At 71.1% G+C, this 18,474-nt stretch carries 16 protein-coding genes; 9 read left to right on the forward strand and 7 right to left on the reverse strand.

The window, feature by feature from the left end; all coding sequences use genetic code 11:
* The first annotated feature begins 29 nt into the window (after nt 1–29).
* Nucleotides 30–272, forward strand: coding sequence for a WhiB family transcriptional regulator (locus ACIREE_RS33985; RefSeq protein WP_404161006.1), 243 nt, complete (start codon nt 30–32; stop codon nt 270–272).
* Here the strand turns inward: ACIREE_RS33985 and ACIREE_RS33990 are convergent.
* Nucleotides 259–2,736, reverse strand: coding sequence for a hypothetical protein (locus ACIREE_RS33990; protein ID WP_404161009.1), 2,478 nt, complete (start codon nt 2,734–2,736; stop codon nt 259–261). The genes ACIREE_RS33985 and ACIREE_RS33990 overlap by 14 nt on opposite strands.
* 153 nt (nt 2,737–2,889) lie before the next feature.
* On the opposite strand from ACIREE_RS33990, the gene ACIREE_RS33995 reads away from it, so the two are divergent.
* The 3 genes from ACIREE_RS33995 to ACIREE_RS34005 are packed head-to-tail and all read left to right on the forward strand — an operon-like array spanning nt 2,890 to nt 5,295.
* On the forward strand, nt 2,890–3,417 hold the full coding sequence (locus tag ACIREE_RS33995) for a hypothetical protein (protein WP_404161011.1): 528 nt from the start codon (nt 2,890–2,892) through the stop codon (nt 3,415–3,417).
* Nucleotides 3,418–3,419: 2 nt separating this feature from the next.
* Entirely contained in the window at nt 3,420–4,634 is a 1,215-nt protein-coding gene (locus ACIREE_RS34000) for a histidine kinase (RefSeq protein ID WP_404161014.1), read from the forward strand.
* A complete protein-coding gene (locus ACIREE_RS34005) occupies nt 4,627–5,295 on the forward strand; it encodes a response regulator (RefSeq protein ID WP_404161017.1) in 669 nt (222 codons plus the stop codon). Before ACIREE_RS34000 ends, ACIREE_RS34005 begins: the two co-directional genes overlap by 8 nt.
* 43 nt (nt 5,296–5,338) lie before the next feature.
* On the opposite strand, the gene ACIREE_RS34010 is transcribed toward ACIREE_RS34005, so the two are convergent.
* A complete protein-coding gene (locus ACIREE_RS34010) occupies nt 5,339–5,983 on the reverse strand; it encodes a TetR/AcrR family transcriptional regulator (protein WP_404161020.1) in 645 nt (214 codons plus the stop codon).
* A 181-nt stretch (nt 5,984–6,164) separates the two neighbouring features.
* Here ACIREE_RS34010 and ACIREE_RS34015 point away from each other — a divergent pair, with 181 nt between their 5' ends.
* On the forward strand, nt 6,165–6,785 hold the full coding sequence (locus ACIREE_RS34015) for an SRPBCC family protein (RefSeq protein ID WP_404161023.1): 621 nt from the start codon (nt 6,165–6,167) through the stop codon (nt 6,783–6,785).
* Nucleotides 6,786–6,906: 121 nt separating this feature from the next.
* On the opposite strand, the gene ACIREE_RS34020 is transcribed toward ACIREE_RS34015, so the two are convergent.
* The 4 genes from ACIREE_RS34020 to ACIREE_RS34035 all read right to left on the reverse strand — a co-directional run bounded on the left by ACIREE_RS34020 (nt 6,907) and on the right by ACIREE_RS34035 (nt 12,970).
* Nucleotides 6,907–7,884 carry an acyl-ACP desaturase gene (locus ACIREE_RS34020; protein ID WP_404161025.1) on the reverse strand — a complete coding sequence of 326 codons (978 nt, stop codon included), beginning with the start codon at nt 7,882–7,884 and terminating at the stop codon, nt 6,907–6,909.
* Nucleotides 7,885–7,981: 97 nt separating this feature from the next.
* Nucleotides 7,982–8,758, reverse strand: coding sequence for a dimethylargininase (gene ddaH / locus ACIREE_RS34025; RefSeq protein ID WP_404161028.1), 777 nt, complete (start codon nt 8,756–8,758; stop codon nt 7,982–7,984).
* A gap of 146 nt (nt 8,759–8,904) precedes the next feature.
* Nucleotides 8,905–11,250, reverse strand: a complete 2,346-nt coding sequence (locus ACIREE_RS34030; RefSeq protein WP_404161031.1) for an ATP-binding cassette domain-containing protein — start codon at nt 11,248–11,250, stop codon at nt 8,905–8,907.
* 79 nt (nt 11,251–11,329) lie between these two features.
* Complete coding sequence (locus ACIREE_RS34035) at nt 11,330–12,970, reverse strand: ABC-F family ATP-binding cassette domain-containing protein (RefSeq protein ID WP_404161034.1); 1,641 nt, start codon at nt 12,968–12,970, stop codon at nt 11,330–11,332.
* 294 nt (nt 12,971–13,264) lie between these two features.
* Here ACIREE_RS34035 and ACIREE_RS34040 point away from each other — a divergent pair, with 294 nt between their 5' ends.
* Nucleotides 13,265–13,924, forward strand: a complete 660-nt coding sequence (locus tag ACIREE_RS34040) for a GPP34 family phosphoprotein (RefSeq protein ID WP_404161037.1) — start codon at nt 13,265–13,267, stop codon at nt 13,922–13,924.
* Nucleotides 13,925–14,330: 406 nt separating this feature from the next.
* On the opposite strand, the gene ACIREE_RS34045 is transcribed toward ACIREE_RS34040, so the two are convergent.
* On the reverse strand, nt 14,331–14,747 hold the full coding sequence (locus ACIREE_RS34045; protein ID WP_404161040.1) for an SsgA family sporulation/cell division regulator: 417 nt from the start codon (nt 14,745–14,747) through the stop codon (nt 14,331–14,333).
* Between the two features lie 256 nt (nt 14,748–15,003).
* Between ACIREE_RS34045 and ACIREE_RS34050 the strand changes: the two genes are divergently transcribed.
* The 3 genes from ACIREE_RS34050 to ACIREE_RS34060 all read left to right on the forward strand — a co-directional run bounded on the left by ACIREE_RS34050 (nt 15,004) and on the right by ACIREE_RS34060 (nt 18,464).
* Complete coding sequence (locus ACIREE_RS34050; RefSeq protein ID WP_404161350.1) at nt 15,004–16,047, forward strand: WD40/YVTN/BNR-like repeat-containing protein; 1,044 nt, start codon at nt 15,004–15,006, stop codon at nt 16,045–16,047.
* A 94-nt stretch (nt 16,048–16,141) separates the two neighbouring features.
* Complete coding sequence (locus ACIREE_RS34055) at nt 16,142–17,215, forward strand: ABC transporter ATP-binding protein (RefSeq protein WP_404161043.1); 1,074 nt, start codon at nt 16,142–16,144, stop codon at nt 17,213–17,215.
* A gap of 34 nt (nt 17,216–17,249) precedes the next feature.
* Nucleotides 17,250–18,464 carry an ABC transporter substrate-binding protein gene (locus ACIREE_RS34060; RefSeq protein ID WP_404161046.1) on the forward strand — a complete coding sequence of 405 codons (1,215 nt, stop codon included), beginning with the start codon at nt 17,250–17,252 and terminating at the stop codon, nt 18,462–18,464.
* Nucleotides 18,465–18,474: the final 10 nt, after the last annotated feature.

The following is an 18,474-nucleotide window of genomic DNA, read 5'->3' on the forward strand; positions in this document are numbered from 1 at the left end:
GTTTTTCGCCGCGCGGCACCCTCGTCACCATGCACGCGAACACGACCCTCACGCCCGGCGGCCCCACCTGGCAGGACCAGGCCCTGTGCGCCCAGACCGGTGGAGACTTCTTCTTCCCCGAGCCGGGCAGCTCCGTCCGCGAGGCCAAGCTGATCTGCCGGATGTGCGAGATCCGCCCCGCCTGTCTGGAGTACGCCCTCACCCACGACGAGCGGTTCGGCGTCTGGGGCGGCCTCTCCGAGAAGGAGCGCCACCAGCTCAGGCGTAGGTGACCGCGAACTCACCGGTTCCCGCGGGCACATGGACGTCGTCACCGAAGCCGGTCACGTCCAGCTCCCGCCCGTCGGCGACGGCGGAGCGCACCGTCCCGAAACGGCACGGGTAGACGAACCGCACCCCGTCGGGCGCCGCCCCGATCCGCACGATCACCCGGCGCGCGGCCGTATCGTGCGTGAGCCGGTACCCGAAGGGCCCGCCGAACAGGGTCGGCGCGTCCTCGACCGCCACGGGCCGCGCGTCCGGCACCCAGTGCGGCCGCACCCCGGGGGCGATGTACAGATGCGGGTCCCGGTCCTCGTCCGCCTCGAAGAACAGAATGTCGCGGACGAGCAGCAGATACTCGGCGGCGGCCCAGCCGTGCGGCATGTCGCCCATGTACCAGTGCCGGCCGGGCACTTCCGCGAAGTCCGACGCGATCGGGAAGGCGTGCTGCTCGTTCCACGCGCCCAGCGCCACCGCCCGGTCCCGCGTGCGCGCGAACGCCGACGCCACCACCCAGCCGAGCAGCGCGTCGGCCCGCTCCGGGTTCCCGGCCAGCAAGTAGGCGTGCGCCAACTGCATGGTCAGATAGGGCCCGTACGCGTTCCACGCCGCCTCGTGCCGGAACCCGCCGGTCACGAAGTGCGCGTACATCGTGTCGAGCGTGCAGCGAGCCGCCCGGTCGATGTCGTCGCCGAGCTTGCTGCCCATGTGCAGCCGCAGCGGATGGAAGTACGCCGCCGCGCCGATCATCGTCGAGTCGAGCCGGCCCACGTCGCCCGGCCCCGTCGGCAGGTACGTCTCCCAGGCCCCGCGCCGCCGCTGCTCGTCGAGCACCCAGCGCATCGACGCGACCGTGGCGGCCTTCAAGTCGTCGAAGGCGCCCCACAGTTCGGGCACCTGCGGCGCGCCGATCCGCTCCGCGAGCCGCGCGCTCTCGTAGAGCCCGGCAAGGCCCCACAGGTCGTCCCAGTAATGCGGCTTGTCCCGCTCGCCGAGGTGCTCGGCGCTCCACCCGCTGTGCAGCAGCCCGAACCCGTCCCGGTTGTCGCGCAGCCACCGCGCGCCGTCCAGCACGTACGGGCTGTACAGCTTGGCGCCGAACGCCGCGGACCGTCCGGAGGTCCGGTCGAACCGGCCGATCGCCCAGAGCGCCTGCCCGTTGCTGTCCCACTCCCGGTCGTCCTTCTCGTGCCGCCCGCCGTAGAACCCGTACTCGGCGCACGGGCCGATCCGCCCGCCGCCCCGGTTGAACTTCAACGGATAGTGCGTCCCCAACTGGTGCTCGGCCAGCGCCGAATCACCGACCAGGGAGCACGCCGTCGCCTCCACCGACGAGTCCCGGATCCAGAACGAGTCGTACACGGTCGGGCCCGGATGGATCTCCCCGAGGTCGGACAGGATGAGCAGCTCGGACCGCGCCTGCCGGAACAGGTCCGTCAAGTGGGCCACAGGGCGCGGCAGTTCGGGCTGCACGCCCTGCCGCAGCAGCTTCTCCGTCCAGAAGTCCCGGTTGGCGCTCTCCAGTACACCGGCCGGCGTCGCGCGCAGCTCGGCCAGGTCGTCGGGCCCGCTGTACAGATCGACGGGCAGCCGCACGTCGACCTCCATCAGCTCGTCCTCCACCACCCGGTACGGCCAGGCGAACACGGCGCTGCACAACCCCGCCACCTGGTCCTGCGCCTCGGCGGCCCCGTTCAGCTTGCCGTCCGTCACCAGGTCGCGGAACGGATTGTGCCGCACGTACAGGTCGGGATCCGTGCTGAAGTCCGCGTTGCCGTACACCCCGAACCGGTCGGGAGGCGTGTCGAAGACAGGACCCCAGCCGCTGTTCGTCTCGACCCGCCGCTCACCGGGCAGATACCGCAGGAACGTCAGCCGCCGGTCGGTGATCTCCCTCCCGTTGCGGTCGTGCCGCTGGAAGCCGCTCGGCCCGGCCGGCATCACCGCCGCGCACAACAGGCCCTCCCGAGCCTGCGCCGTCGGCGAGCCCACGGTCAGCCGTGTCACGACGACGTCCCGCTGCCGGGCCCCGATCGGCGCCGCGAAGGTCCGCTGCACGAACTCGACCCCGTCCACGGTGCGGAACGTCGTCAGCACCACGGGCAGATACGGCGCCTCCATCCGCTGCTCCACCGTCCCGCCGTCCGCGAGCTGCGGCAGGTGCAGCGCGCCGGTCGCCGGGTCGAACAGGAAGAACGAAAGGCAGTACTTGTCGTAGACCGGCTCGATCTCACCGGCCTGCCCGACCAGGGACTCCTGCCGGTGGTCCTTCACCCCGACCATGCTCCAGTACCGGTACAGCGCGTTCGAGGCGAACGCCGCCTCCTTGGAGTCGTACGTCCCGGCGTCGAAGTCGTCGCTCCACCGCCCCAGCGCCTGCTGCGCCCACCACGGCACCGGATACGGCACCTGGGCCCGCCCGGCCCAGCTGCGCCACATGACCTCGTAGAACATCCACTCGTGCGTCTGGGCCATGGAGTTCACCCCCTGGTCGCACCGTGGCACCGTTGCGACGGCGCGGGAAGGGCCCTGGAGCCTCTCCGGAGCCGAGGGGTACGGGCCATCTCCACCCCGGGTTCCACCTATGGGTCCAGGTGCCGGAGGCCTTGCCACAGCAGGCTTAAGGGCATGACAACGACCGAGTGGATCACCGACATCGCTCTCATCCTCGTAGTCTTCCGGCAGCTGCGGGAAGGCCGTCTGGACCTCAGGTCCTTCCTGATCCCGCTGGGGATCGTGTCCTTCGTGGCCTACTCCTACCTCGACACCATCCCCACCGCGGGCAACGACCTGGTGCTGATCGGGACCCTGATGGGCGCGGGCGCCGCGCTCGGCATCGCCGGCGGCGTCTACACCCGGATCAGGACCTCGGGCGAGCACCTCCTGATCAAGGCCGGAGCGGTCTCGGCGATCCTGTGGGTGCTCGGCATGGGCGCCCGGATGGGCTTCCAGCTGTGGACCGACCACGGCGGCGCCGACAACGTGGGCCGGTTCAGCATCGCCCACCACATCACGAGCGACCAGGCCTGGGTCGCGGCGTTCGTCCTGATGGCGCTCACCGAGGTCGTCACGCGACTGGCCACGATCTTCCTCCGCAGCCGGCTGGTCCGCGCCGGGCAGCCGGTCGCCGGGACCGTTCTCGACGGGACGCTCTGACCGTGCGTTATGGTCTGGCCGTGCCCACAAGCGAGACCGATCCGCCGCCCGGGCCGGCCCCCTCGAAGGGGGCCGGCCCCCGGCCGGTTCCCGGTTACGACCCCCGTGCGCAATGGGTGGCGACCCTCACGGTCATCGTCGCCGGGATCGTGACGATCCGGCCCATGGGACTCAGCGGTCGCGGCCTGGCGGTCGCCGCCCTCTTCGTGGTCAACTGCCTTGCCCTGCTGGCCCGGCGGCTGCCCGAGGCCAAGGTCCCCCCGCGCATCGCCCTGGTCTGGCTGACGCTCGGCATCATCGCGGCGGCCGCGCTGATCGGCGTCAGCCGCGGCGGCACGAGCTACCTGTTCGCCTTCTTCCTCGCCGGTCACATCGGCTACCGCCTCGAGACCAGGCCGGCGATCATCCTCGCGGTCTTCTGCAGTCTGCTGTGCGGCGCCGTCCTGTACTTCCGTCTCGGCCCCGGCCACCACGAGTTGCTCTGGGGAGTCGGCCTCGCCGCCGGAGCCCCCGTGCTGGTCGGCATCGCCAACCGCAGCAGGCACCGCGCCATCCTGGCGGCGATCTCCGTCGCCGAGTCCGCCGAGCGGGCCGCCCGGGCCGAGGCCCGCACCGCCGTGCTGACCGAGCGCAGCCGGATCGCCCGCGATGTGCACGACGTCCTCGCGCACTCGCTGGCCGGGATCAACATGCAGCTGGAACTGGCCGACGCGCTGCTCGACACCGGCGACCTGGACAAGGTCCGCGAGGCCAACGACAAGGCCCACAGCATGGTCAAGGAGAGCCTGAAGCAGGCCCAGTGGACCGTGCACGCGCTGCGCGAGGACGCCCTGCCGCTCCTCGAGAGCCTCACCGCGATGATCGAATCGTCCGGCCACCGCGACGCCCTCAGGATCACCGGAACCGTCCGCGAGGTGCCGGCCCGCGTGACCCAGGCTCTGCTGCGGATCGCCCAGGAGGCGCTGACCAACGCGGCCCGGCACGCGCCCGGCGGCGACGTCGGGGTGGAGCTCACGTTCGCCGCCGCGTCGACCACGCTGACCATCCGCAACCGTCCCGCCACCCGCGCGGCGGCCGCGGGCGTCGGCAGCGGCATGGGACTGATCGGAATGCGCGAACGCGTCGCCCTCTTGGGCGGAACCATCACCGCGGGCCCGGTCGTCGAAGGACCGGACCAGGGCGGCTGGCAGGTGGAGGCAGTGATCCCGAATGAGTGAACAGACCGAGAAGCAGAAGAAGTTGAGAGTGGTCGTCGCCGACGACCAGGCCGCCGTGCGGGAACCGCTCGCCGCGGTGCTCGGGCTCTCCGAGGACATCGAGGTGGTCGCGGCGGCCGCGGACGGCACGGAGGTGCTGACCGCGGTGGCGGACGCCGGGCCGGTGGACGTGGTGCTGATGGACCTGCGCATGCCGGTCATGGACGGCACCGAGGCGACCCGCCGACTGGGCGAGGAGCACCCGGAGGTGGCTGTGGTCGTGCTGACCACCTTCGCCGACGACGACTCGATCCTGGCCGCGCTGAGCGCCGGGGCCCGCGGCTATCTGACGAAGAACGCCGGGCGCAAGGACATCGTCCGGGCCATCCGGGCGGCCGCCGCCGGGCAGTCCGTGCTCGACCGCGAGGTGCAGGACCGGCTGCTCGCCACGGTGCGGACCAAGTCACCCGCGCCGGGCGGGTCGTTGCCCGAGGACATCACGCCCCGCGAGCGCGAAGTGCTCACCCTCATCGGCCAGGGCCTGCCGAACCGGGCGATCGCCGAGAAGCTGTTCATCAGCGAGGCCACGGTCAAGACCCACATCAACAACCTGTTCGCCAAGGCGGGGATCCGCGACCGGGCCGACGCCGTGCGCCGGGCCATCTCGGCAGGCCTCGCCTGAGGTTGAGGCTGACGCTGAGACCGGGCTGGGCCGGTGCGGGGCGTCAGCCTGCCAGCAGGTCGTCCAGTTCGGCCTCGAAGAGCCGCGCCGGGTCGAATCCCATCCCGGCGAAGTGACCGGCGGCCTCCAGGGACAGGACGCCGTGCAGCCGCGTCCAGACGGACAGGGCCCGGTGGAGGACCGCGGGCGGGGCGGAATGACCCGCCGCCCACTGCCGATGCGCGTCGATGTGCGTGTCGAACGGGGCCGGGGTGCCGTCACCGGTCAGCGCCGCGCAGGCGTCGAGCAGCGAAGCCATGACCTCGGAGGCGATGGCGGTGATGTCGTCGGGCGCGTGGTAGCCGGGGACGGGTGTGCCGAAGACGAGGAAGTAGCGGTGCGGGTCGTCGAGCGCCCAGCCGCGCAACGCGTGCGCCAGCGCGGGAAGGTCGGCGCCTGCGCTCCCCACGGTGGTGCGGAAGAGGTCGGCGAGGCTCCGGTAGGCGTCCCTGACGAGCTCGGTGATCAGCTCGTCGCGGCCGGCGAAGTAGCGGTAGAGCGCGGGTCCGCTCATGCCCATCTGCTTGGCGATCGCGTTGAGGGAGAGTGCGGACGCTCCCGCCGTGGCGATCTGCTGCCACGCGTGTTCTTTGATCTCCGCGCGCACCTGGGCCCGGTAGCGCTCGCGCGGGGTCTTCGTGTCCGCCATCGGCCTGCCACCTTTCTTCAGTTGGAAGCGTTTAGCCAGAGGCCTCAGTTAGAGGCTATCACGAAGGTTATTGACGCTTCCCGAGCCCGGGTGCTACAACTTCGGCGTGGGGCGTTAGAGCCTCTAACGAATGAGAAGGAGCGTAATCAGAACGTTCCTCTCGCCTTCCAAGGGGAGTGCCATGTCCAGCATCCGCAAGCCCGGCGTCCGCGCCGCCCTGGTCGCCGTCCCCCTCGCCCTCGGCGTCCTCGCGACCGCGGTCGCCCCCGCCGGGGCCACCGCCTCGCACCGTCCCGGCCGGGCCCTCACGTGCCGCGGGGAAGGCGTCGACCCCGACGCCCGCGTCCGCTACAGGACCCGGACGGTGATTCACGCGCCGCTGAGCACCATCTGGAAGGTGCAGACCGATGTGCGGCGCTGGCCGTCGTGGCAGAGCCCCGTCAAGACCGCGGAACGTCTCGACCACGGCCCCCTCCGCGCGGGCTCGGCGTTCCGCTGGACCACCCCGGTGCCGCCCAATCCATCGACTCCCGCCACCAGCCTGGAGATCACTTCGACGGTCGAGCAGCTGGAGCGCGGCTCCTGCATCCGCTGGACCGGGCCCGCGATCGGCGAGGGGCTGCGGATCGACGGCGTCCACGTCTGGAACTTCACCAAGGTCAGGGGCGGCGTCCTCGTCCGCACGGAGGAGACGCACACCGGCGCGCAGGTCGACGCCGACGTCCCCACCGCGACGAAGATCCTCGGCGACGGCCTCGAAGGCTGGCTGAGCGACCTGAAGACCGAGGCCGAGGCTGAGTGAGTCGGACCGGGCGCCGAACGGGTTGCCGTGCGTCGGACGCGAGGGGCGCATGCCGTAGTGGCGTGCCGCCGCCACCGTGACCGGCGAGGCGCCGTGGGGCGATCGGCGCCTCGCCGGACGGTCAGGCGCTCGCGGCCCGCGCGGCGAGCCGGGCCTTGCGGGCGGCCAGCTTCTCGTCGAACTTGGCGGCCTCGGCATCGAGCCCGTTCATGAACAGGCCCAGCTCCTCCTGTGCGCGCAGACCCTCGGGGCCGAGCCCGTCGATGTCCATGATCTTCAGGAAGCGGAGCACGGGCTGGATCACGTCGTCGTGGTGGATGCGCAGGTTGTAGACCTCGCCGATCGCCATCTGCGCCGCGGCCCGCTCGAAGCCGGGGATGCCGTGACCCGGCATGCGGAAGCCGACGACGACGTCGCGCACCGCGCACATCGTCATATCGGGGGCGATCTCGAACGCTGCCTTCAACAGGTTCCGGTAGAAGACCATGTGCAGGTTCTCGTCCGTCGCGATGCGCGCCAGCATGCGGTCGCAGACCGGGTCGCCGGACTGGTGTCCGGTGTTGCGGTGCGAGATGCGCGTAGCCAGCTCCTGGAAGGAGACGTAGGCGACCGAGTGCAGCATCGAGTGCCGGTTGTCCGACTCGAAGCCCTCGCTCATGTGCGCCATGCGGAACGTCTCGAGCTTGTCCGGGTCGACCGCGCGCGACGCCAGGAGGTAGTCGCGCATGACGATGCCGTGCCGGGCCTCCTCCGCCGTCCAGCGGTGCACCCAGGTGCCCCAGGCGCCGTCGCGGCCGAATAGCGACGCGATCTCGTGGTGGTAGCTGGGGAGGTTGTCCTCGGTCAGCAGGTTGACGATCAGGGCCGTGCGGCCGATCTCCGTGACCTTCGACTGCTCCTTGTCCCAGGCCTCGCCGTCTTCGAAGAAGCCGGGGAAGTTACGGGCGTCGGACCAGGGCACGTACTCGTGCGGCATCCAGTCCTTGGTGACCCCTAGATGGCGGTTGAGCTCCTGCTCGACCACTTCTTCCAGCGCGTGCAGAAGACGAGCGTCGGTCCAGGTGGTCGACGACCCGAGGCGGGGGGAGATGACGGTCACGAGGGCTCCTGGGGGACGGAGGTACAGCGAGCGGTGGTATTACCTACGGTGTCGTAGGTTACGTTGCCGTAGGTTAAGCGCTCGATAAAGGCTCGGGTCAAGCTTGAAGCCCGCGGAGCCGGACTGAGAGGCACGTCACACAGCCCTCCAGTTTCTCGAATTCCGAAATGTCCACCAGGACGGGCTCGTAACCGAGGTCGGCGAAGAGTTCCGCCGACTTCGGGGCGCTCGCCGCCATGAGCAGCCGGTCTCCGCCGAGCAGGACGACGTGAGCGCCCGCTTCCTCCGGCACCGGCAGGAAGCGGGGGAAGATCGAGGCGTGGTCCACCAGTGGCGCGTGCCCGATGACCGTACCGTCCGGCAGCGCCGTCACCGCGGACTTCAGATGCAGCACCGAGCTGACGGGAACGGGCACCACACGCGCGCCGAGCGGCTCGAAGACCGCCCGCAGTTGCTGTACCCCCGCCGCGTTGGTGCGTCCGCCGCGCCCCACGTAGAGGGTGTCGCCCACCTTCAGTACATCGCCTCCGTCGAGGGTACCGGGCTCCCACACCCAGTTGACGGAGCAGCCGAGCCGCGCCACGGCCTCCTCGACCCCGGCGGTCTCGCCGCGCCGGGACTCGGCGCCAGGCCGCGCGATCAGTGCCACGTTGCGGAAGGCGACCACCGCGTCCTCGATGAACACCGCGTCCGGGCAGTCGTCGGCCGGCTCCACCAGGAAGGTCTCCCAGCCGTGCGTCTCCAGCGCCGTGACGTACTCCTGCCACTGCGCGAGCGCCTTGCCGACGTCGACGGGTGTGCGCTCCACATGCGTGACCAGCCCCTCCGCGATGCGCGGTCCGGGGTGGCGGACGAGGGCCTTCTGGCTGGGCACGGGCGTACTCCATGGCTGGTGCTGGTGCTGGTGCTGGTGCTGGTGCTGGTGCTGGTGCTGGTCCTGGTGTTCTGGCGCTGGGCTGTGTGTCCGTGGGGCGACGGCGTTCATCATGCACAGCCCGGGGGCCGCGGCGGTATCCCCCGTTACGCGGCTGTCACCTGCCCCTCACCGCGCCCCTCCACGCCCGCGACCGTCCGCCGCAGGTGCTGGGCGGTGAACGACCCGTCCGCGTCGAGGAGTTGGGCCGGCGTCCCCTCGAAGACGACCCGTCCGCCGTGCCGCCCGCCACCGGGGCCCAGATCGATCACCCAGTCCGCACGCCGGACCACATCGAGATTGTGCTCGACGACGATCACGGTGTTGCCCGCGTCGACCAGCCGGTCCAAGAGCGCCACGAGCCCGTCGACGTCCGCCATGTGCAGCCCCGTGGTCGGCTCGTCCAGGACGTACGTCGCCGCCGTGCGGTGCAGCTGCGTGGCCAGCTTGATCCGCTGCCGCTCGCCGCCGGACAGGGTGCTCAGCGCCCGGCCGAGCGTGAGGTAGGTCAGGCCGACGTCGCGCAGCGCGCGCAGCCGGCGGCGCACCGGCTCCTCGCCGGGTCCCGTGAAGTAATCGAGGGCCTGCCCGGCCGTCATGTCGAGCACATCGGCCACGCTGCTGCCGCGCACGGTGAGCCGCAGCACCTCGTCGCCGAACCGCCGACCTCCGCAGGCCTCGCACACGGTGGTCACCGGGTCCATGAAGGCGAGGTCGCTGCAGACCACCCCGCGGCCCTGGCAACTCCCGCACGCGCCGGACGAGTTGAAACTGAACAGGCCCGCCGGCGCGCCGGTCCCGCGGGCGAAGAGCGTGCGTACGCCGTCCATGATCCCGAGGTACGTCGCCGGGGTGGACCGCCCGGAGATGCCGATGGACGACTGGTCGACGACCACCGCGTCCGGCTGCGCGGCACACAGTGCCCCCGCCACCAGCGAACTCTTTCCGGACCCGGCGACCCCGGTCACCGCGGTGAGCACCCCGGTGGGCACCCGTACGGTCACGTCCTTCAGGTTGTGCAGCCGGGCCCGCTCGATCCGGACGGCGCCGGTCGCCTCGCGCGGGTGCTCCTTCACGCCGCCGGAGCCGCGCAGGCACCGGCCGGTCAGGGTGTCGGCGCGCCGCAGCCCGTCCGGCGTCCCCTCGTACATCACGCGCCCGCCGCCCGCTCCGCCCAGCGGCCCCATGTCGACCACGTGATCGGCGACAGCGATGACATCGGGGTCGTGCTCGACCACCAGGACGGTGTTGCCCTTGTCGCGCAGGCGCAGCAGCAGGTCGTTGAGGCGGTCCACGTCGCGCGGGTGCAGGCCGACGCTCGGCTCGTCGAAGATGTACGTCATTCCGGTCAGGCTGGACCCGAGGTGCCGCACGGTCTTGAGGCGCTGCCCCTCGCCGCCGGAGAGCGTGGAGGTGGGCCGGTCGAGGCTGAGGTAGCCAAGACCGATCGACTCGATCCGTTCGAGCGCGGTGACGGCTGCCGCGGCGATCGGCCCGGCCACCGGCTCGGCGGCCTCCTCGATACGCCGCAGTACGGGAATCAGCTCGCCGACCTCCATCCGCGTGCAGTCGGCGATGTTCCGGCCGTCGATCCGGGTGGCCAGCGCGGCGGCGGTGAGCCGCGCGCCCCGGCACGCCGGGCAGGGGCCGTCCGTCAGATACGGCTGCACCATGTCGCGGGTCCGCCGGCTCAGCGCCGACAGGTCGCGGTTCACGTACAGCCGCTCGAACCGGTCGGCGAGTCCTTCGTAGGCGATGTCGCGGCTGCCTCCGGTGTTGTCGACCCGCACCTGCGTGCCGCGCCCACGCAGGAGGAACTCCCGCTCGGCGGCGGTGAATTCGCCCACCGGTTTATTCGTGTCGAGGTCGGTGGTGTTCGTGTACGTCTGGCCCTGCCAGGTGCCGACGGCGAACGGCGGGAAGCGCACCGCGCCGCCCGCGAGCGACTTCCCCGGATCGAGGATGCGCTCGTAGTCGGGCCGCACGGTGCGCCCGAGCCCGTCGCACCCGGGACACATGCCCCTCGGGTCGTTGAACGAGTACGCGGTGGCCGGCCCCGCGCTCGGCGTCCCGCACCGCGAGAACAGCACGCGGATCACCGAGTAGATGTCCGTCATCGTGCCGACCGTGGAGCGAGAGTGCCCGCCGATCGGTTTCTGGTCGACGACGATCGCGGGGGAGAGGTTCTCCAGCGCGTCCGCGTGCGGCCGCTCGTACTTCGGCAGCCGGTTGCGCAGGAACCAGGTGAACGTCTCGTTCAGCTGGCGCTGCGATTCGACCGCGATGGTGCCGAAGACCATCGACGATTTCCCCGAGCCGGAGACCCCGGTGAACACGGTGAGGCGCTCTTTGGGGATGCGCAGGGCCACGTCCCGGAGATTGTTCTGGCGGGCGCCGACGATGTGCAGATAGGCGTGGTGGGGTCCAGTGGTACGTCCTGTTGTACTCGGCATGTTTTCGACGCTAGACGCGATACCGGACACCTTTTGTCGGTGTTTCGCGCCCGAGGGGCGCGGGGATTCCGCGCACCCCTCACGGAGCCGTCGTGTCCCGGAGGGTGCCGTCCAGCAACAGCCACCGGGTCACCCCGATCGAGGCGAGGAACGGCAGGTCATGGCTGGCCACGATCAGCGCTCCCTCGTACGACTCGAGCGCCGACGTCAGCTGCCGGGTGCTCGCCAGGTCGAGGTTGTTCGTCGGCTCGTCGAGCATGAGCAGCTGCGGTGCCGGTTCGGCGAGCATCAGCGCGGCGAGCGTCGCGCGGAAGCGTTCGCCGCCTGACAGGGTCGCGACCGTCTGATCGGCCCGCGCCCCCTTGAACAGGAACCGGGCCAGCCGGGCCCTGACCCGGTTGTTGGTGGCGTCCGGCGCGCACAGTGCCACGTTCTCGGCGACGCTCGCCTCCTCGTCCAGTACGTCGAGTCGCTGCGGCAGGAACCGGAGCGGCACATGCGCCGTCGCCTCGCCCGCGACCGGCGCGAGCTCTCCGGCGATCGTGCGCAGCAGCGTCGTCTTGCCCGCGCCGTTACGCCCGATCAGGGCGATGCGCTCGGGACCGCGCAGCTCGAACTCGCCCTCCACACGCGCCCCGTGGGCCAGGTGCAGCCCGCTCAGTGTCAGGACGGACCGGCCCGGCGGGACGGCGGTGTACGCCAGGTCGACGCGGATCTCGTCGTCGTCACGTACCGCCTCCACCGCCTCGTCGAGGCGCTCCTTCGCCTCGGTGAGCTTCTCCTCGTGCATGATGCGGTGCTTACCGGCGGAGACCTGGGCCGCCCGCTTGCGCGCACCCATCACGATCTTCGGCTCGCGCTTGCTGTCCCACATCTTCTGTCCGTAGCGCTTGCGCCGGGCCAACTTCACCTGCGCGTCCGACAGTTCGCGCTTCTGCTTCTTCAGGTCGGACTCGGCGACGCGCACCATCCGTTCCGCCGCGTCCTGCTCGACGGCGAGAGCCTCCTCGTAGGCGGAGAAGTTCCCGCCGTACCAGGTGACCTCGCCGCCCCGCAGATCCGCGATCTGGTCGACGCGGTCGAGGAGTTCGCGGTCGTGGCTGACCAGGATCATCACCCCTGACCACCCTTCGACGGCCGCGTACAGACGGTGCCGTGCGTGCAGATCGAGATTGTTCGTCGGCTCGTCGAGGAGCAGCACGTCTGGCCGGCGCAGCAGCAGCGCCGCAAGCCGCAGCAGTACCGACTCGCCGCCGGACACCTCGCCGGTCGTGCGGTCCAAGTCGACGTGCGCGAGGCCGAGTTCGCCGAGCAGGGCGACCGCGCGCTCCTCGACGTCCCAGTCGTCGCCGACCGCGGTGAAGTTCTCCTCGCGCACGTCGCCCGCCTCGATGGCGTGCAACGCGGCACGGGTGTCGGCGATGCCCAGGGTCTCGTCGACCCGGAGCGTGGTGTCGAGCGTGACGCTCTGTGGCAGATAGCCGATCTCGCCGGATACGCGCACGGCGCCCTCGGCCGGGACCAGCTCGCCGACGATCAGCTTCAACAGGGTTGATTTACCAGACCCGTTGACGCCGATCAGGCCCGTGCGGCCAGGGCCGAAGGCGGCTTGCAGTCCGTCGAAGACGCCGGTGCCGTCCGGCCAGGCGTACGAGAGCGCGGTGACGGCGACGGACGTGGGGCCGTGGCTGTGGCTGTGGGAGGGGGAGGAGGTAGACATACAGGCCTCGCGGTTGCTCGGTGCGAACGGTGACGGATACGACGCGTTCGAGACACCGCGGGCCATGAGGCAACAAAAAAGGGCCTGGAGCGGCGGGGAGGACGGCTCGGATGCCGAGGTCTCACACGACGACATGTACGCGGCGAAGGGCACGTGAAGGAACGTGCACGGCGTGACATGCGCGGTGTCTCAGGACCTCAGACGAGCAACGTCCTACTCCGATCGACGACAACAGAACCGCTATACACCGTAAGAGCCTGTCGCTGGGCGTGTCAACCGAATAACGTGGCGCGGGTGCCCCCTGGCTCCCTCTCCGTTCCCGCCCGCCTCTTCCTCCTGGCGTACGACACCGGCAAGGACCGGGTCGCCGGCGCCCCCGACCTGCCGCTCGCGATCCGCGCGGCCGTCCTCGCGGAGCTCGCCGAGCGAGAGCTGATCCACGAGGTGGACGGCATCGTCACCCCGGTCCTCGGCGTCCGCACCGGTGACGCGGTCCTCGACGACCTCCTGGAACTCATCGAGGAGTCCCGGCCCAGGAAGTGGCGCGGCTGGATCACCCACCGGGCCCGGAGCACCGCCTCACTGGTCCGGCAGAGCCTGGTCACGGACGGCTACCTGCGCGCCGCGCGCCGCCGCGTCCTCGGTCTCTTCCCGAGCACGCACTACGCGCTGGAGCGCGCGGGATACGTGGAGGTGCTGCGCGGGGAGGTCCTCGGCGCGCTGACGGGCCCGGCGCCGCCCGACGAGATCCGGCGCGAGGACGCGACCCTGGCCGCCCTCGCCGCCGCGGGCCACCTCCGCACCGTGCTCCGCGCCCGGGAGCGCCGCCACCACCAGACCCGCCTGGCGGCGCTGACCGTACGGGCGGGCCCCCACCTGCCGCCGATCGCCAGGGCCCTGGAATCCGCGGTGAAATCCGCGGAGGAGGCCAGATCCTCCGGAGGCGGCGCCTGACACGACCCACGTCGCCTCACGCCCGGCCGAGGGGGCGCCCCCTCAAGGGCGACCCGTACCCACCGACGACCGGGTCCCGGCAGAGGGGCCCCGCCCCCGCGCCGTGATCCGCCGGACCCCGATCGCCCCGCCGGCGACCCCCGCCCCGAGAATGACCGCGGCCAACGGCCGCCCGGCCCCGGACATGCCGGCCGGCACCGCCGCGGCCCCCACCACGAGGCACGTCCCGACGCACGCGCCGACCCCCTCCGCCCAGACCCCTGAAGCGGACCGCTGAGCCGTCGGACCCGTCGACCAGGCATCACTCGCCACGAGGTATCCGACCAGAAGCGCGGCCGCGCAGGCGGCCTGCCACATCGGCGGATCGCCGAACGCCGCGACGGTGACCGCCGCGCACCCGGGAGCCTCAGTACACGTCCCGCAACAACTCCGCGAGATCCGCGTCCACGTCCACGTACAGGTGCTCCTCGCCGACCGGCACCAGCTCCGTGGTGTCTGAAAGGAAGCGCTCGACCTCGCCCGTGCGGATGTGCACGACGGCGGTGCCCTCCATGGCGTGGAACTCCAGGACCGTCCGGTCGTAGCCGTACGGACGGACGCGGACGTCACCGGCGCCCACCGGCTCCTCCACCCCGGAGGCGAGCAGCTCGCGGGCGAACGTCCAGCACACCTCGACACCCTCCAGCGTGGCCGGGGCCGGGAACGACATGCGCACGGCGAACGGGTCACGCGCGTCGTAGGCCAGCGTCGCGGGGATGCTCGCCATACGCGGCGCGGCGGCGACGAGACGGGCCTCTACGGCTTGCTCGATGACGATGGACAACGCCTGCTCCTTGGGACAACTGCACGGACGACGACGGACGGTCGGACGGGCTCACTTGACTAGACGGCGGAACGGGGGAATCCGTGCACCTGAAGCCGGACGAAACACGAGTGACCTCTGTCACCGGTTTCAATCAAGGTCCTCTGGACGCCACCCGGACGGCGGACTACCTTCGCGCGCCATGAGGAGACTGAGGACTGTGAGAACACGGAGAAGTGCGGGTCGTGCGGCGAACGCGGGGCGGATGGTGCAGGTCATGGGGGTGGCGGTGGTCGCGGCCGTCGCGTTCGGCGCCGCGCCGGGACCCGCCGCCGCCCAGGCGCCGGCCTGGGACCTGAAGGACAGGCACACCGACGCCCGGTTCCGTGGCCTGGCGGCCGTCGACCGGAGCACGGCCTGGGTCGCGGGCACGAAGGGCACGGTGCTGCGCACCACGGACGGCGGCGCGCGGTGGAAGACCGTGTCCCCGGCCGGCGCGGAAGCGCTGGAGTTCCGCGACATCGAGGCGTTCGACGCCCGCCGCGCGGTGGTGCTCGCCATCGGCGAGGGCGAGGCGTCCCGGATCTTCCGCACCGATGACGGCGGGGCGAGCTGGACGGAGTCGTTCCGCAACACCGACCCGAAGGCGTTCTACGACTGCGTCACGTTCTTCGACCACCGGCACGGCCTCGCGATGAGCGACCCGGTCGACGGCAAGTACCGCATCCTGTCGACGCGGGACGGCGGCCGCTCCTGGCGGGTCCTGCCGAGCGCGGGGATGCCGCCCGCGCAGACCGGCGAGGCGGGGTTCGCCGCGTCCGGGCAGTGCCTGGTGGCGTCGGGCCCGAAGGACGTCTGGCTGGCCACCGGCGGCGGCGCCGCCTCCAGGGTGCTGCACTCCGCCGACCGCGGCCTGACCTGGACCGCGGCCGGGACCCCGGTCCCGGCGGGCGACCCGGCCCGGGGCGTCTTCGGCCTGGCGTTCCGCGACCGGGCGCACGGCATCGCGGTCGGCGGCGACTACCGTGCCGACCAGCCCTCGCCGCGGGCCGCCGCGGTGACCGGCGACGCGGGCCGCCGCTGGACCCCGTCGGCGCAGCCGCCGCCCGCCTACCGCTCCGGCGTCGCCTGGCTCCCGCGCGGCCACGCCGCCGCCCTCGCCGTCGGCCCGACCGGCACCGACCTCTCCACGAACGGCGGTCGCACCTGGCGCACCGTGGACACCGGCTCGTACGACACCGTCGACTGCACGCGCGACGGCGCCTGCTGGGCGGCGGGCGAGAAGGGGCGCGTGGCGCGCCTGGGACACCGGTTGCCCTAGCCGCGCGGGCGACATTTCAATTCCAGTACAAGAGTGATCGACGGGCCGCAGGCGCTCTTGTGGGGGGTCGTTGAAATGTGCATGATTTACACGTATGGCTATGCCGGAACATGCGACAGAAGGCGCGGAGCACGGGGCAGCCGCGATCGCCCTGCGCGGTGTGCACAAGACATTCGGTGACGTACGTGCCGTCGACGGCATCGAACTCGACGTGGCCGAGGGCGAGTTCTTCTCGCTGCTCGGTCCGTCCGGTTCGGGGAAGACCACCGTGCTGCGCCTGATCGCCGGGTTCGAGACGCCGACGAGCGGCACCGTCCGGCTCGACGGTGCCGACGTCACCCGGCGCGCCCCGTTCGAGCGTGACGTCACCACCGTCTTCCAGGACTACGCGCTGTTCCCGCACATGAGCGTCGAGCAGAACGTCGCCTACGGCCTGAAGGTGCGCGGCGCCGGCCGAAGAGAGCAGGCCGAGCGGGCCCGTGCCGCCCTCCACTCCGTGCGCCTCGAGGGATTCGGCAGGCGCAGGCCTGGCCAGCTCTCCGGCGGTCAGCGCCAACGCGTCGCGCTGGCACGGGCGTTGGTCGTACGCCCCCGCGTCCTGCTCCTCGACGAACCGCTCGGCGCCCTCGACCTCAATCTGCGCGAGCAGATGCAGACCGAGCTGAAGGAGCTGCAGCGCGACGTCGGCATCACCTTCGTGCTCGTCACCCACGACCAGGCCGAGGCTCTCGCGCTGAGCGACCGGGTCGCGGTCATGAACGCCGGACGTGTCGAACAGGTGGGCACGCCGGGGGAGTTGTACGAGGCGCCCGGCTCCGTGTTCGTCGCCTCCTTCGTCGGCACCTCCAACACCCTCACCGGCGCGGCCGCCGAACTGATCGTGGGGAAAGCCGGGACATTCGGCGTCAGACCCGAGAAGATTCGGGTCCTGCCCGACGCGGAGAAGCACGACCGGGTCCACCACAGCGAGGTGCGCGGTACCGTCGCCGACGCCGTGTACCTCGGGGACAGCACCCGCGTCGTCGTCGACACCGACGCCGGCGCGCGCTTCGTCGTCGTACGGCAGAACCTCGACACGACGGCGGCCGACGCGCTCGCCCTGCCGGGCAACCGCGTCCTGCTGCGCTGGCACCGACGGCACAACGTCCCACTGAGTCAGACGACTTGAGCGACACACGCGAATCGACCGACAGGGAGACCTCGTGCGCGCACCCCGAACCCTTCTGGCCGCCACCGCCCTCGCCGGGCTGCTGCTCGCCACCGCCTGTGGCTCCTCCGACGGCGGGGGAGACAAGGCCGGCGGCGCGCCCGGCGGGCAGGGCTTCACTCCGCCGAAGCTGTCCGCCCCCACCTCTCTCGGCAAGACCGAGGGCGAGGTCAACCTCATCGCCTGGGCCGGCTACGCCGAGGACGGCTCCAACGACCCGAAGGTCGACTGGGTCACCCCCTTCGAGAAACGGACGGGCTGTCAGGTCAGCACCAAGATCGCCGGCACCTCCGACGAGATGGTCAACCTGATGAAGACCGGCCAGTACGACGCCGTCTCCGCGTCCGGCGACGCCTCCCTGCGCCTGATCGCCTCCGGTGACGCGGCCCCCGTCAACACCGACCTCGTGCCCAACTACCGAGACATTTTCCCCGGGTTGAAGATGCAGCCCTGGAACTCCGTCAAGAACGTCGCCTACGGAATCCCGCACGGCCGCGGCGCCAACCTCCTCATGTACCGCACCGACAAGGTCACCCCGGCCCCCGACTCCTGGAAGGCCGTCTTCGACGACGCGTCCGCGTACAAGGGGAAGGTCACCGCGTACGACTCGCCGATCTACCTCGCCGACGCCGCGCTGTACCTCATGAAGACGCGGCCGGACCTCGGCATCAAGGACCCGTACGCGCTCGACCAGAAGCAATTCGACGCGTCCGTGGCCCTGTTGAAGAAGCAGAACGGGAACGTCGGCGAATACTGGAGCGACTACCTGAAGGAGATCTCCGCCTTCAAGAGCGGTGACTCGGTGATCGGCACCAGCTGGCAGGTCATCGTGAACAGCGCCCAGGCCGAGAAGGCCCCCGTCAAGGCCGTCCTCCCGAAGGAGGGCGCCACCGGCTGGTCCGACACCTGGATGGTCGCCGCGAAGGCCGAGCACCCCAACTGCGCCTATAAATGGCTCGACTGGATCGTCTCCCCGAAGGCGAACGCACAGGTCGCCGAGTACTTCGGCGAAGCTCCGTCGAACGCGAAGGCCTGCGCGCAGACCGCCGACAAGCGACACTGCGCGACCTACCACGCCGACGACGCCGCCTACTGGAAGCGGGTCCACTTCTGGACCACGCCCATCCCGCAATGCCTCGACGGACGCACCGACGTCGCCTGCGTCCCGTACGCGAAGTGGGTCCAGGCGTGGACCGAGATCAAGGGCTGAGGTGGTCGTG

The organism is Streptomyces sp. NPDC102467, from assembly GCF_044765445.1.
In the GTDB taxonomy this organism is placed as follows: domain Bacteria; phylum Actinomycetota; class Actinomycetes; order Streptomycetales; family Streptomycetaceae; genus Streptomyces.

What these genes read in the sequence shown, in the direction of transcription:
- ACIREE_RS33985 (WP_404161006.1), top strand. Translation starts at nt 30, where the DNA reads ATGCACGCGAACACGACCCTCACGCCCGGCGGCCCCACCTGGCAGGAC.
- ACIREE_RS33990 (WP_404161009.1), bottom strand. Translation starts at nt 2,736, where the DNA reads ATGGCCCAGACGCACGAGTGGATGTTCTACGAGGTCATGTGGCGCAGC.
- ACIREE_RS33995 (WP_404161011.1), top strand. Translation starts at nt 2,890, where the DNA reads ATGACAACGACCGAGTGGATCACCGACATCGCTCTCATCCTCGTAGTC.
- ACIREE_RS34005 (WP_404161017.1), top strand. Translation starts at nt 4,627, where the DNA reads ATGAGTGAACAGACCGAGAAGCAGAAGAAGTTGAGAGTGGTCGTCGCC.
- ACIREE_RS34010 (WP_404161020.1), bottom strand. Translation starts at nt 5,983, where the DNA reads ATGGCGGACACGAAGACCCCGCGCGAGCGCTACCGGGCCCAGGTGCGC.
- ACIREE_RS34015 (WP_404161023.1), top strand. Translation starts at nt 6,165, where the DNA reads ATGTCCAGCATCCGCAAGCCCGGCGTCCGCGCCGCCCTGGTCGCCGTC.
- ACIREE_RS34030 (WP_404161031.1), bottom strand. Translation starts at nt 11,250, where the DNA reads ATGCCGAGTACAACAGGACGTACCACTGGACCCCACCACGCCTATCTG.
- ACIREE_RS34035 (WP_404161034.1), bottom strand. Translation starts at nt 12,970, where the DNA reads ATGTCTACCTCCTCCCCCTCCCACAGCCACAGCCACGGCCCCACGTCC.
- ACIREE_RS34050 (WP_404161350.1), top strand. Translation starts at nt 15,004, where the DNA reads ATGGGGGTGGCGGTGGTCGCGGCCGTCGCGTTCGGCGCCGCGCCGGGA.
- ACIREE_RS34055 (WP_404161043.1), top strand. Translation starts at nt 16,142, where the DNA reads ATGGCTATGCCGGAACATGCGACAGAAGGCGCGGAGCACGGGGCAGCC.